The organism is Georgenia satyanarayanai (genome assembly GCF_009193135.1).
In the GTDB taxonomy this organism is placed as follows: domain Bacteria; phylum Actinomycetota; class Actinomycetes; order Actinomycetales; family Actinomycetaceae; genus Oceanitalea; species Oceanitalea satyanarayanai.
This window is the reverse complement of record NZ_VUKC01000001.1, coordinates 421,263-434,390: the sequence shown is the minus strand read 5'-3', so window position 1 is coordinate 434,390 and position 13,128 is coordinate 421,263. Positions and strand designations below refer to the sequence as shown.

Sequence of the window (13,128 nt, the reverse complement as noted above, 5' to 3'; positions counted from 1 at the left end):
CGCGCGGCAGCGCGGACGTGATGGAAGAGTGGACGACATGACGAATGACGAGCGCCCGGCACCGGCCCCCTCCCCCACCGCCCCCGGGCCTGCCCCCGTCGACCACGGCGTGCTCCACGCCGTCGCCGCGGGCCTGCACCACCAGCCCCACGACGTCCTCGGGCCGCACGTCGGCGAGGACGCCGTCACCATCCGCACCCTGCGGCCCCTCGCGGACGCCGTCGTCCTCGTCACCGCCGACGCGCGCCAGCCCTTCGAGCACGAGGCGGAGGGCGTGTGGGTGACCACCGTCCCGGGCACCGAGGTGCCCGACTACCGGCTCGAGGTCACCTACGGCACCGAGACGCACCGGACCGACGACCCCTACCGCTTCCTGCCCACGCTCGGCGAGCTCGACCTCCACCTCGTCGGCGAGGGCCGCCACGAGCAGCTGTGGACGGTGCTCGGCGCCCACGTGCGCCGCTACCCCTCCGCGCTCGGTGAGGTGACGGGCACGTCCTTCGCGGTGTGGGCACCCAACGCGCGCGCCGTGCGCGTCAAGGGCGACTTCAACTCCTGGGACGGGCGGACCGCGGCGATGCGGTCCCTCGGTTCCAGCGGCGTCTGGGAGATCTTCCTGCCCGGCGTCGGCGCCGGAGCCCGGTACAAGTTCGAGATCCAGTACCGCGACGGCACGTGGCACGAGAAGGCAGACCCGATGGCCCGTGCCGCGGAGCACCCCCCGGCGACGGCGTCGGTCGTCACCGAGTCCCACTACGAGTGGCAGGACGAGGAGTGGATCACCCGCCGCGCCGCGACCGACCCGCACTCCGGGCCGATGAGCGTGTACGAGGTCCACCTCGCGTCCTGGCGGCCGGGACTGAGCTACCGGGACCTCGCCGTCGACCTCGTCGACTACGTGGCCGGGCTGGGCTTCACGCACGTGGAGTTCATGCCGGTCGCCGAGCACCCCTTCGGCGGCTCGTGGGGCTACCAGGTGACCTCCTACTACGCCCCGACGGCGCGGATGGGCGGGCCCGACGACTTCCGCTACCTCGTCGACGCGTTCCACCAGGCCGGCATCGGCGTCATCATGGACTGGGTCCCGGCGCACTTCCCCAAGGACAGCTGGGCGCTGGCCCGCTTCGACGGCACGCCGCTGTACGAGGACCCGGACCCGCTGCGCGGGGAGCAGCCCGACTGGGGCACCCTCGTGTTCAACTTCGGGCGGCGCGAGGTGCGCAACTTCCTCGTCGCCAACGCGCTGTACTGGCTCGAGGAGTTCCACATCGACGGCCTGCGCGTGGACGCCGTCGCCTCGATGCTCTACCTCGACTACTCCCGCCAGCCGGGCCAGTGGCGCCCCAACGAGCACGGCGGCCGGGAGAACCTCGAGGCGATCAGCTTTCTCCAGGAGACCAACGCGACGGCCTACCGCCGCGTGCCGGGGATCGTCATGATCGCCGAGGAGTCCACGGCCTGGCCGGGGGTCAGTGCCCCCACGAGCCAGGGCGGCCTGGGCTACGGGCTCAAGTGGAACATGGGGTGGATGAACGACACCCTGCGCTACCTCGCGGAGGAGCCGATCAACCGGCGCTACCACCACGGGGAGCTCACCTTCTCCCTCGTCTACGCCTTCTCCGAGCAGTTCGTCCTGCCGCTGAGCCACGACGAGGTCGTCCACGGCAAGGGCTCGCTCGTGCGCAAGATGCCCGGTGACCGCTGGCAGCAGCTCGCCGGTGTGCGCGCGCTCCTCGCCTACCAGTGGTCCCACCCGGGCAAGCAGCTGCTCTTCATGGGCGGGGAGTTCGCCCAGGAGGAGGAGTGGTCCGAGTCCCGCGGCCTGGACTGGCACCTGCTCGACAACCCGGCCCACGCCGGCACCGCCGACCTCGTGCGCCGGCTCAACGACGTCTACCGGGCCCACCCCGCCCTGTTCGCCGACGACTTCTCCCCCTCCGGGTTCCAGTGGATCGAGGCGGGCGACGGCGACCACAACGTCATCAGCTTCCTGCGCACCGACCCCTCAGGGACCGGCCGCGACGTCGCGTGCATCGTCAACTTCGCCGGCGCCCCGCACGAGGGCTACCGGGTGGGACTGCCCCACGCCGGCACCTGGGTGGAGATCCTCAACACCGACGCCGAGGAGTACGGCGGCTCGGGCGTGGGCAACCTCGGCCGCGTGGTGGCCGAGGAGCTCCCGTGGAACGGCCGCCCGGCCTCGGCGCGCCTGCGCATCCCCCCGCTGGGAGCCCTCTGGCTCACCCCGGAGGCCTAACCCCCCTCCCCCCCCAAACTTCGCAATTGGTCGAGTAACCGACGCGAGAGCCGCTGCGGCCGTCGTCGGACCGACCAATTGCGAAAGTTGGGGGGTGTCCCTATCGGTTCGTCAAGCGGCTGCTGGGATGCGTGCCTCGTAGAGAGTGCCGTTGCGGAGCATGGCGTGCAGGACGTCGGTGCGACGGCGGGCTAGGCAGATGAGGGCGGCGTTGTGCTTCTTGCCCTCGGCTCGTTTGCGGTCGTAGTAGGCGCGTGAAGCCGGGTCGGAAAGGGAGGCGAACGCGGACAGGAAGAACGCGCGTTTGAGCTGTCTGTTGCCTCCGCGGCTTGGATGTTCACCGCGGATCGAGGTGCCCGACCGGCGGGTGACAGGGGCAAGGCCGGCGTAAGCGGCCAGGTGCCCACTGGTGGCGAAGGACGAGCCGTCGCCGACCTCGAGCAGGATGCGGGCTCCGGTCCTGACGCCGATGCCGGGCATCGAGGTCAGGACCGCGGAAAGAGGGTGCGCATCGAGCATCTCCTCGATCTGACCTGCAGCTTGCTCGCGTTGTTGCAGGAGCTCACGCAGGGTCGTAGCGAGCTTGGGCAGGACGAGTTCGGCGGCCCGAGTGCCGGGGACCGTGACGGTCTGTTCCTGAAGCGCCGTGGTGAGGGCGTTGATCAGCGCCTCGTAGGACCGCGGAGCCCGGGTCTTTGTTGCTGCCAGCAACTGCCGGCGGCTGTCGCTGGCCAGTCCTTGCGGGCCGCCGAAGCGGATCAGCAGCTCCAGGACTGCCTGGTGCTGGACCTTGGGGCCCAGCACCCGCTCAAGGGCCGGATGGATCTGTGTCAGCAGACCGCGGATCCGATTGCTGACCCGGGTGACCTCCCCGGCGAGGTCATCGTCGTAGCCCACGATGACTTCCAGGTCGGCCAGGGCCTCATCTCCTGTATCGACACGGCGCAGGGCGTGGGGCATCGATCGGGCGGCCTCGGCGATCACGTAGGCGTCGCGGGCATCAGTCTTGGCGTTGCCCGGATGCAGGTCAGCGATCCTGCGCATCGCGAGACCCGGCAGATACGCCACGTCGATGCCGACGTCGCGGGCCACAGTGACCGCCAGCGCCCCGATCGAGGCCGGCTGATCAACCACCACCAGCACCCTGCCCCGCTCCGTGAGCCCGGTCAGGACCTGACGGATCTGAACTTCGGACTGCGGCAGCACCTTGTCGTGCACTCGCGCACCGCCCGGATCCAGGGCGCAGGCATGATGCGCTTCCTTCCCCACGTCCAACCCGACGAACACCGCGTAACCGCTGGGGGCCATCTCCCTGTTCTCCTCTGCGAGCCCAGTCTTCGCTGGCCGCAGTCTGGCGCAGGAAGCCGACACCCACGTTACGAAGAGACCTGCTTCCCGACCCAACGGTCAGTCAGCGGCCGCGTCCCTATCAGCGGTCACCCCACGCCACCAGACCCGGCGACAACACCCCCCGGATCATGCGAACGATAGGGGCAGACAGTCATACCGGACCTGGCGACCAGAACCCCGAACCATCGGAGCTACGAAGAAGGTAACGGGCGGGGCGGGGGGCGTTCCTGCTAGTAGAGGGCGCTGGCTAGGTTCCTGCGGGCCTCTGCCACTGCGGGGTCGGTCGGGCCGACGATCTCGAAGTACTCGACGATGCGCTTGCGCGCCTCCTCGCGGTCCTCCCCCGCGGTCGCGCGGACGACGGCGATGAGCCGGTCGAACGCGGCCCGCGCCTGACCGGCCGCGACCTCGGCGTCGGCAGCGGCGAGGTGGGCGGCGACGTCGGTGAACGGCGCGCCCTCGGCGTCCGTGACGGCCTGCAGGCCGCCGGCGCTGGACGTGCGGATGATGAGCTCGACCTGCGCGAGGGCGGCGGTGGCCTCGTGGTCACCCGGGTTCTCCTTGAGCGCACGCCGGTAGGCGTCCGCCGCGGCGGCGTAGTCCTCGCGCTCGATGGCCTCCAGTGCCTCCGCGTGGAGCGGGGGCAGCGGCGGCTCCTCCGGTGCGGCCGGCTCCTCCTCGGCGGCGCCGCCGCTCACGGTGCCGGTCACCCCGGCCTGGGCGGCGACGCGCAGCAGCTCGTCGATGACGGCGCGCAGCTGCTCCTCGGGGTAGTCGCCCTGGTACAGCGGGACGGGCTGACCGCGGACGATGGCGACGACGGTCGGCACCGCCTGCACCTGGAAGGCCTGGGCGATCTGCGGGCTCGCCTCGACATCGACCCGGGCGAGCTGGAAGCGCCCGCCGAGGTCGGTGGCGACCTTGGCGAGCACCGCGGACGGGCCGCCGGCGTACGCGGCCGACACCTCGACGACGACCGGCACACGCATCGACAGCTCGACGGTCTGCTGGAAGGTCGCCTCGGTGACGTCGACGACGATCGGCGCGTCGGTCGCGTCACCGTCGCCTGCGGGGGCCGCCGACTGTGGCGGGCGGGCCAGGGCCGAGAGGTCGACGGCTCCGTGAAGGTTGATCGAGGGCTGGCTCATCGGTGATCCTTGCTCTGTGCGGTGAGGTCCTGACGACGACGTTACCCCTCGCCGTCGCCGTCCCCCGCATCCTCGGGGGCCTGGTCGCTCTCCCCCACGTTCGCGAGGACCTGCGTCGCGCCGAGCACGGCGACCTGCTCGTCGCTGCCCGCCGGCGGCACGGAGAAGGCGACGGGGATGAGGTAGTGGGCGCGGGCCTCACCGTCGATGCGGGGGTCCTGCTCCATGAGGAGGCCGAGGTCCCCGCCCGCCTCGAGGGTGGAGCCCTCGACGGTGCGGCGCAGGTTGAGGCGCCCGTCGATGACGCCGACGACGAGCGCACCGCCCTCGGCGGTCTGCATGGCCGAGACGGATCCCTCCCGGACGCCGTAGGTCTCGCGCACCTCGCCGGCGACCTCCACGGTCGCCCGCAGGGCGGAGATCATCTCGGCGTAGCCGGTGCGGAAGGGGTCGTCGGCGAAGAGCTGGGCGGCCTCGCCGTCCGGGTCGGACAGGAGGTCGGCGTACCGCGCGACCGTCTGCTGCGGCGTGGCGACCAGGCCCTCGGCGTCCGGCGCGAGCTGCGGGCTGCCGGCGTCCGGACGCGCGGTGCTCGGGGTCTGGGCCCCGGGCAGCAGCGTGGTCCAGAACCACAGCTTGTACTGGCTGCGGGCGTCCTCCTGGGTGAGGACGAGCAGGAGCGGCAGGTTCGCGTCGTCGGGGACGTGGGAGACGACGTACAGCGACCGGGGCCACTCGTCGGTGGCGGCGACGACCTCGACCTGGCTGTTCGTCGTCAGCGGGGTGGGCGTGCGCTCCCCGTCCGAGGCGGTGCTGAGGCGGTACTCGGCCTGGCGCATCGCCAGGGCCGGACCGGTGAGGCGGTCGGTGAGGAGATCGGGGTCGAGCGCGGCGTCCGCCTCGACGACCGTCTCCTCGACGTCGGCGAGGATCCGATCGATGCGGTCCTCGTCGAGCACCGGCAGCGGGGCGGTGGCGGCCGGCTCGGGCGCCGGCTGCGGGACCTCCTCCGCGCAGCCCGCGAGGAGCAGCGCGGTGACGGCGGCACCGGCGGCGAGCCGGGCGCCCCTGTGCCGGGGGTGGTGGGTGGCGCCGGTCATCGTCGCTCCTCTCCGTCGTCGTCCATGGACTGGCTGGGTGGGGTGTGGGGGCCGGCGGTGCCGCCGAAGCCCCAGACCGAGCGCCACGACGGCGGGGCGGGCTCGTAGTCCTCGTCCTCGGGAGGCCCGTCGGGGACGGTGGCGGGCTCCTCCGGTGCGAGCTCGGCCGGCTCGGGTTCGGGCTCCTGGGGCGCCGCGTCCTCCAGCGCCGGCTCGAGCGGCTCCGCCCCGCGGGGCTCGTCCGCGTCGGGGACGGCCCCGGCCGCGGGCTCCTCGGCCTCCGGCTCGTCGGACGGCTGCTCCGGCTCGGCCTCCGTGCCGCGTCCCTCCACGGCCGCGGCGTCGCCGGCGGGCGCGGCGGCGTCGGCGTGGACACCGTCGGCTGCCGCGACCGGGACGGGCGGCGGCAGCGGCTCCGGCCTGCCGTGCTCGGCGCGGGCGAGCGCCTCGAGCTCGCGGATCTGGCGGCGGGTGAGCCGTTCCCCGGTCCCGGGGTCGGTGTCCGTGATGCTCCGCGGCTGCTCGGGTCCCTCGGTTCGCGCGTCCTCGCGGCGGCGTGCCTCACGCCGGGCGAGGACGTCGAGCACGAGCATCGTCACGCCGGCCACGAGGGCCAGGACGCCGACGACGATCCCCGGGACGAGCCACGGGGTGCTCACCGCGCGGCCCCACTCGAGCTCGATCTCCGGCGCGGGACCGGTGCCGTCGGTCGCCGCGACGAGGCTCCAGCGGCCCGGGCTGTCGGACCAGCTGAGCTCGGCGGAGCCCGTGCCCACCGTCTCGACGACCCACAGGTCCGAGCCGGCGGGGTTCGGGAGCCCGGCGGGCTCCTCGGTCGCGTCGGTCGGGGTGTCGGTGGGAGCGGCGGCGGGGTCCGCGGTGACGACCTCGGTGGTGAGCTCCTCCCAGGAGGACAGGCCCGTCACCCGCATGTGGTCCGCGCCCCCGAGCCACGCCTCGACCTCCGAGGTGCGCCCGATGGCGAGGACGACCTGCTCGTCGTCCCCCGCGGTGGCGCGCACGGTGACGTCGGGGTCGACGGCGTCGAGGACGCCCGGGCCGGTCACGACGACGGGCACGTCGGGACGCTCACCGAGCGCGAGCGTCGCCGTGTCGGAAGAGCGCACGACGACGGCTGCGACGACGGAGGCCAGGATGATGAGCGTGCCGGCCAGGGCGAGCATCAGGGGCAGTCTGCGTCGGGTCACGGGGTGCGGCTTCCTCCCAGGTGGGCGCGGGTGCGACGTCCCAGGATACGCCGCTGCTCGGACACTCGCGTTACCAGGTTGTGACCAAAGTGCGCCGATCCCGCGTGGGCCCAGTATCGCCCCGGTGGCCAGTCGGGCGCCCCCGTTACGCTGACCACAGCCCGCACGAGCGTGCCGACCCCTGAGCTGGAGGACAGATGAGCGAGGACCAGTCCGTGTTTCCCGTGGTCATGCGCGGCTACGACCGCGCGCAGGTGGACCAGCGGATGCACGCCCTGGAGACCGCTCTCGCCGGCGCGCGGCAGCAGGTGGCGGCCCTCGACGAGCGCACCATGCGGCTGTCCGGGGAGCTGTCCCAGGCGCAGCGCGAGCTGCGCGAGCGTGCCCAGCCCACCTACGCGGGCCTCGGGGCGCGCATCGAGCAGCTGCTGAGGTCCGCGGAGGAGCAGTCCGCGGGTGTCGTCGACCGCGCCCGTGCCCAGGCGGCGCAGGCGGTCGCCGCGGCGGAGCAGCGGGCGGCCGAGCTGACGGAGCGCGCCGAGTCGGAGGCAGCGTCGCGGCTCGCCGCCGCCCGCCGGCAGGCCCAGGAGACGCTCGAGGACGCGCAGCGGCAGGCCGGCTCCGCGCTCGAGGTCGCTCAGCGGTCGGCGGAGGAGATCGTCTCCTCCGCCGAGCGGGAGGCCGCACGGGTCGAGGAGACCGTGCGCGACGAGGAGCAGCACCGTCGCGCCGACCTCGACCGTGAGCTCGCGCTCACCCGCGCCACCGCCGAGCGGGAGGTCCTCGAGCTGCGGACCGCCGCGGAGGCGGAGGCGACCCGCCTCCGGTCCGAGGCCACCGCGCTCCACCAGGAGGCACAGAACCTCCTCGAGCAGGCGCGCGCGGGCGCCGAGCAGCTGCGCCACCGCGCCGAGCTCGAGACCGCGACGCTGCGCGAGGAGACCGAGCGCGCCGCGGCCGCCGCCCACGCCGAGGCCCGGGCCGCCACCACCGCCCTGGCCGAGGAGACCGAGCGCCGCGCCGCGGACGCCGAGGCCCGCCTCGCCGAGTCCCTCGCCCGCACCGAGTCGGTTATCGCCGACGCCGACGCCGCAGCGGCCCGCCGCGTGGAGCAGGCCCGCGAGGAGGCCGAGCAGGTCCTGGCCGAGGCACGCGCCGAGTCCGAGAGCCTGGTGCGCGAGGCCGCCGCGGCCGCCCAGGCCGAGCGGGACACGCTCGCCGCCGAGATCGCCGACCTCGCGCGGCAGCGCGAGGACATCACGACCTACCTCAACGAGCTCCGCGGCGTCCTCGCCACGCGCACCCACGCTGCGGCGACCCACCCGGCCGGGGGCGCCGGCTCCGACGTCACCGACCGGGACGCCGCCGTGCTCGAGGCGAGCGCCGCCCAGGCCGCGCTCGAGACGAGCACCGCCCAGCCGGCGGCCGTCGAGGACGACGCGCAGGTCCCAGCAGCGACCGACGGCGACGAGCCGGACGACGCCGCAGCGACGGACGCCGACGAGGCGGAGGACGCCGTCGACGCCGACGAGCAGGCGACCTCCACCGCGAGCGCCGTCGCGGACGCGGACACCCCCGGCACCGACGGGGAGGCCGCCGAGAAGCCCGCCCGGCCGCAGCCGGCGGACGAGCCGCGGACCGAGGTCATGGACGCCGTGTCCGGCGAGACCGCCGTCATGCCGGCCGTGGAGGACGACCGCCGCTGAGCCCAGCGGGGCGAGGTTCCTCGGCCGCGTGTGCCCAGGTCTGCGACAGCACTCGCGCCGACGGACGGCTTCGCCGGTGGTGGGTCCGGTCACCAGCGCGGCACGGCCGCACAGTCGTCGCTACCCTGGTCACGGCGCGAAGGACTGCCGCCGCGAGCCGGGACGACCCGCTCGCCAGCCCGCTCACGGGGACGGCCCCGTCAGAAGGACTCGGCCGCCATGTCCACCGCCCGACCCATCCTCACGCCCGCCGCCGTCGCGCGGCTCCTGCTCGGCTGGGGCGCCGTCCTCGCCCTCGTGTCGTCCGGCTCGCTGCTCGATCCGCCCGTCCCGAGCGCGGTGCTCGTCGCGGCGCTCGTCGTCGTCGTCGGCGTCGTCCTCGTGTGCGCCTTCGGCGTCGTCCACGAGGCCGAGCACCTCGCCCGCCGTCTCGGGGACCCCTACGGCTCCCTCGTCCTCACGCTCTCGATCGTCGTCATCGAGGTCATCCTCATCTCCGCCGTCATGCTCGGCCCGGGCGAGCACGCGACCATCGCGCGGGACTCGGTCATGGCCGTGTCGATGATCATCCTCGGCGCCGTCGTCGGCCTCGCCCTCCTCGTCGGCGGACGCAGGCACGGCGCTCTCACGCCCAACCGGGCCGGCACCTCGCAGTACCACTCCGTGCTCGTCGTGCTCGTCGCGCTCGCCCTCGGCGTCCCCGCCGTCCTCGGCACCGAGGGCTCCTACACGCCCGGGCAGGCCGTGCCGGTGGTCCTCGTCACGGTCGTGCTCTACGCCTTCTTCCTCGCCCGGCAGACCGGCGCGCAGGCCGGGGACTTCCGGGAGGTCGTCCCGCCGGCCGAGCGGCGCGAGCCCACGGTCGTGCGGACCGGCGTGCGAGTCGTCGTCGCGGAGCACCGCACCGAGGTGCTCGTGCGCGCCGGGCTCCTCGTCGCCACGGTGCTGCCGGTCGTGCTGCTCTCCCATGACATGGCGGCCCTCCTCGACGACGGGCTGGGCCGGCTCGGCGCGCCCACCGCCCTGGCCGGGATCCTCATCGCGGTGATCGTGTTCCTGCCCGAGTCGATTACCGCCGTGCGCGCCGCCCTGGCCGGGGAGGTCCAGCGGGTGAGCAACCTGTGCCACGGCGCCCTCGTGTCCACGGTGGGGCTGACGATCCCCGCGGTCCTCGTCATCGGCGTGCTCACCGGGCAGCCGGTCGTGCTCGCCGAGTCGCCGGTCAACCTGCTGCTCCTGGGCGTGACCCTCCTGCTGTCGGTGTCGACCTTCTCCGCCCCGCGGGTGACCGCCACGCACGGCGCGGCGCACCTGGCCGTCTTCGCCGTCTACGCCGTCGCCGCCATGTCCTGACGGGCGGCTACCGGACCATGCGGAGGTCGGCGATGCCGCCCCACTGCTCCTCGACGCGGCGCTCGCCGTCGAGGACGAAGCCGCTCCGCGTGTAGAAGCGCTGGGCGCGCCCGTTGCCCTCGGCCACCCACAGGTAGGCGGGCGCGTCGCCGATCGCGTGCGCGAGCAGCGCCTGACCCAGACCCTGCCCGTGCCAGCGGGCCAGGACGTACAGGCCGGCGAGGAGGAGCGGACGCACCTCCCCGGTGCCGGTGGCCTCGGCCCGGGAGAAGCCGACGAGCTCACCGGTCTCCCGCTCCGTCCCCACCCAGGTCGCCCCCGCGTCGGGGTCCTCGAGGCGCTGCGCCCACCGACCCGGGCCCTCCTCCGCCATGCGGGCGTACACGGGCTCCGGCACGCCGTCGGCGTAGGTCTCGCGCCAGGCCTGGACGTGGAGGGCGGCGAGGGCGACGGCGTCGTCGGGGCGCGCCGCGCGGATGTGGAGGGGACCAGCCATGGGGCCCACGGTAGGCCACCCGCGCCCCCGGTTGCGGAGCCCGCACGCCGCGCCCACGCTGACTCCTACCGCGACGACAGGAGTGACGATGAGCGACCGCCACGACGCCGAGCACCCGGCCAAGCCCGACTCCCCCACCGACATCCGCAAGCCGTCCTGGACGTACGTCCTGCGCAAGACGCTGCGCGAGTTCGCCCGGGACGACTGCACGACGCTCGCCGCCGGCCTGACGTACTACGCGGTCCTCTCCATCTTCCCCGCGCTCATCGCGCTGGCGTCGATCCTCGCCCTCGTCGGCCAGGGGGAGCAGGGCACCCGGCAGGTCACCACGCTGCTCCAGGACACGCTCCCGGAGGACACCTACGACCAGCTCAGCCCGATCATCGACAGCATCACCAACGTCGGTGCTCCCGGGATCGGCCTCGTCATCGGCATCCTCGTCGCGCTGTGGACGGCCTCGAACTACGTCACCGCCTTCGCCAAGGCGATGAACCGGATCTACGAGATCCCCGAGGGGCGGCCGATCTGGAAGCTGCGCCCGTGGACCTACCTCCTCACCCTCGTCCTCCTCCTGCTCGTCGCGGCGGCCGTCGTCATCCTCGTCGTCAGCGGACCCGTGGCGCAGACCGTGGGTGACCTCATCGGGCTCGGCTCGACCGCGGTGACCGTGTGGAACATCGCGAAGTGGCCGGTGCTGCTCCTCATCGTCATCCTCATCATCACGCTGCTCTACTACGGTGCGCCGAACGTCAAGCAGCCGAAGATCCGCTGGATCAGCCTCGGCGCCGTCATCGCCATCGTCGTCGCCGCACTGGCGACGGTCGGCATCGGGTTCTACGTCGCCAACTTCGGCAGCTACAACGAGACCTACGGTGCGCTCGCCGGCGTCATCGTCTTCCTCCTGTGGCTGTACGTCATGAACCTCGCCCTCCTCTTCGGGGCGGAGTTCGACGCCGAGCTCGAACGCGGCCGCCAGCTCCAGGCCGGCATCGAGGCCGAGGAGAACATCCAGCTGCCGGCACGCGACACCAAGGCCTCGGACAAGAAGGCCGAGCAGCACCGCGAGGACATCGAGCGCGGCCGTGCCCTGCGCCGCTCGCACGGCCGCACCGAGGACAGGGACGCCGCGCCGTCCGCCGGCCGGCACTCGCGCAGCGACGACTGACCCCGACGGCCCGCCGGAGCCCTCCGGCGGGCCGTCGGGGCGGCGGTCTACGCTGGAGCGGTGAGCGAGGAGCGCGACTGGGCGGAGCAGCGGCGGGAGGCCGCGGCCGTCCACGCCGACATGCTCGAGCAGCGTCGGCGCGCCGAGCACGAGCGGGCCGCCCGGCTGCTCCGCGAGTTCGCCGCCGTCGCCCGGGACCGGCTCCCTGCCGAGCCGCTGCGGGTTCGCGGCTACGGCGGCCGCGGCGAGGCACGCACCGCGCTCACCGGCTGGTACCTGCGCACCGACCGTTCCGCCGGGCTCAGCACGGAGGGCGACTTCTACGTCCTCACCGCCCCGCTCGGCCTGCGGGAGCGCGTGCGCGGCGTCGACCTGCGCCCCGCCCCGGCGCCGATGGTCCTCGGGGCCGGTGGCCGGGACGGGGAGTCGATCGACCTGCCCGACGCCCTGGAGCGGCTCCTGCCCGGCTGGCGCGAGCCCGCCTGAGCGCGCCGCGCGGCTCAGGCCACCGAGGCGTGCAGGCGGCGCAGGGCCTGCGCGACGGCGGCGGGGTCCTCGACGGCGCTCATGTGCCCGGCCCGCGGGACGACGACGAGCTCGGCCTCCCCGCCCAGGGCGCGTGCCATCGTCTCTGCGGCCTCCTGCGTGCTCGTGACGTCCTCCGCGCCGCGCAGCACGAGCCCCGGAACCTCGAGGTCCTCCAGCGCCGCCACCCGCGTGGGCCGGGCGGCCATCGCGCGCTGCGCCCAGGTGATCCCGACCGGTGACGCCTGCGCCGCCCACGCCCGCACCCGGTCGACGACCTCGGGCCGCTCGGCCCGGGTCGTCTCGCCGAGCACGACGTCGACCATCCCGGCCACCGCGGCGGCGCCGCTGCGCCCGGCCTCCTCCGCCATGCGCAGGCGGCCCGCGCGGGCGTCGTCGCCGTCGGCGTCCGCGCGCGTGTCGAGGAGCCCGACGGCGGCGAGCAGACCCCGGTGCCGCTCGGCGAGCGCGAGGGTGACGTACCCGCCCATCGACAGGCCGGCGACGACGGCACGGTCGACGCCCTGTCCGCGCAGGGTTGCGGCGACGGCGTCCGCGTAGGTCTCCAGCGCCGGGCCGGGCTCCCGGGAGACGGCGGCAGCGACGTCGTCGGGAGCGGGTGAGCTCCCGAAGCCGGGGGCGTCGAGGGTGAGCACGGGCAGGTCCGGGAGCTGCGCGACGACGTCGTCCCACATCCGCGAGTCCAGCGGGAACCCGTGGAGGAGGACGAGCGGCAGCCCGTTCGCCGGCCCGTGACGGTGCAGGGCAAGGGGTGCGGTGCTCATCCTCCGAGGATGGCACGGGGGTGTCCCGGGCCGCA

11 protein-coding genes are annotated in these 13,128 nt (G+C 74.1%); 5 read left to right on the top strand and 6 right to left on the bottom strand.

The genetic code is table 11. The annotated features are described in order from the left end of the window. Positions 1-37 precede the first annotated feature (37 nt). Positions 38-2,257, top strand: coding sequence for a 1,4-alpha-glucan branching protein GlgB (gene glgB, locus GD632_RS16130; RefSeq protein ID WP_152188100.1), 2,220 nt, complete (start codon positions 38-40; stop codon positions 2,255-2,257). A 111-nt stretch (positions 2,258-2,368) separates the two neighbouring features. On the opposite strand, the gene GD632_RS01990 is transcribed toward glgB, so the two are convergent. The 4 genes from GD632_RS01990 to GD632_RS01975 form a co-directional block, all read right to left on the bottom strand. After that, complete coding sequence (locus tag GD632_RS01990) at positions 2,369-3,565, bottom strand: IS110 family RNA-guided transposase (RefSeq protein ID WP_152188098.1); 1,197 nt, start codon at positions 3,563-3,565, stop codon at positions 2,369-2,371. Between the two features lie 272 nt (positions 3,566-3,837). Continuing rightward, entirely contained in the window at positions 3,838-4,755 is a 918-nt protein-coding gene (locus tag GD632_RS01985) for a tetratricopeptide repeat protein (protein WP_152188096.1), read from the bottom strand. Between the two features lie 41 nt (positions 4,756-4,796). Then, positions 4,797-5,855, bottom strand: a complete 1,059-nt coding sequence (locus GD632_RS01980; RefSeq protein ID WP_152188093.1) for a hypothetical protein — start codon at positions 5,853-5,855, stop codon at positions 4,797-4,799. Next, positions 5,852-7,063 carry a hypothetical protein gene (locus tag GD632_RS01975; protein ID WP_152188091.1) on the bottom strand — a complete coding sequence of 404 codons (1,212 nt, stop codon included), beginning with the start codon at positions 7,061-7,063 and terminating at the stop codon, positions 5,852-5,854. Before GD632_RS01975 ends, GD632_RS01980 begins: the two co-directional genes overlap by 4 nt. Before the next feature lie 197 nt (positions 7,064-7,260). On the opposite strand from GD632_RS01975, the gene GD632_RS01970 reads away from it, so the two are divergent. Next, entirely contained in the window at positions 7,261-8,769 is a 1,509-nt protein-coding gene (locus tag GD632_RS01970; protein WP_152188089.1) for a coiled-coil domain-containing protein, read from the top strand. A gap of 219 nt (positions 8,770-8,988) precedes the next feature. After that, positions 8,989-10,122 (top strand): calcium:proton antiporter, encoded by a 1,134-nt coding sequence (locus GD632_RS01965; protein ID WP_152188086.1) that lies wholly within the window; start codon positions 8,989-8,991, stop codon positions 10,120-10,122. Between the two features lie 7 nt (positions 10,123-10,129). Here the strand turns inward: GD632_RS01965 and GD632_RS01960 are convergent, their stop codons facing one another. Further along, complete coding sequence (locus tag GD632_RS01960) at positions 10,130-10,618, bottom strand: GNAT family N-acetyltransferase (RefSeq protein ID WP_193311295.1); 489 nt, start codon at positions 10,616-10,618, stop codon at positions 10,130-10,132. A gap of 88 nt (positions 10,619-10,706) precedes the next feature. Between GD632_RS01960 and GD632_RS01955 the strand changes: the two genes are divergently transcribed. Next, positions 10,707-11,783 carry a YihY/virulence factor BrkB family protein gene (locus GD632_RS01955; RefSeq protein WP_152188082.1) on the top strand — a complete coding sequence of 359 codons (1,077 nt, stop codon included), beginning with the start codon at positions 10,707-10,709 and terminating at the stop codon, positions 11,781-11,783. 60 nt (positions 11,784-11,843) lie between these two features. Next, complete coding sequence (locus GD632_RS01950; protein WP_152188079.1) at positions 11,844-12,269, top strand: hypothetical protein; 426 nt, start codon at positions 11,844-11,846, stop codon at positions 12,267-12,269. Positions 12,270-12,283: 14 nt separating this feature from the next. Here GD632_RS01950 and GD632_RS01945 read toward each other — a convergent pair whose 3' ends face one another. Continuing rightward, positions 12,284-13,093, bottom strand: coding sequence for an alpha/beta fold hydrolase (locus GD632_RS01945; protein ID WP_152188077.1), 810 nt, complete (start codon positions 13,091-13,093; stop codon positions 12,284-12,286). Between the last annotated feature and the right edge of the window lie 35 nt (positions 13,094-13,128).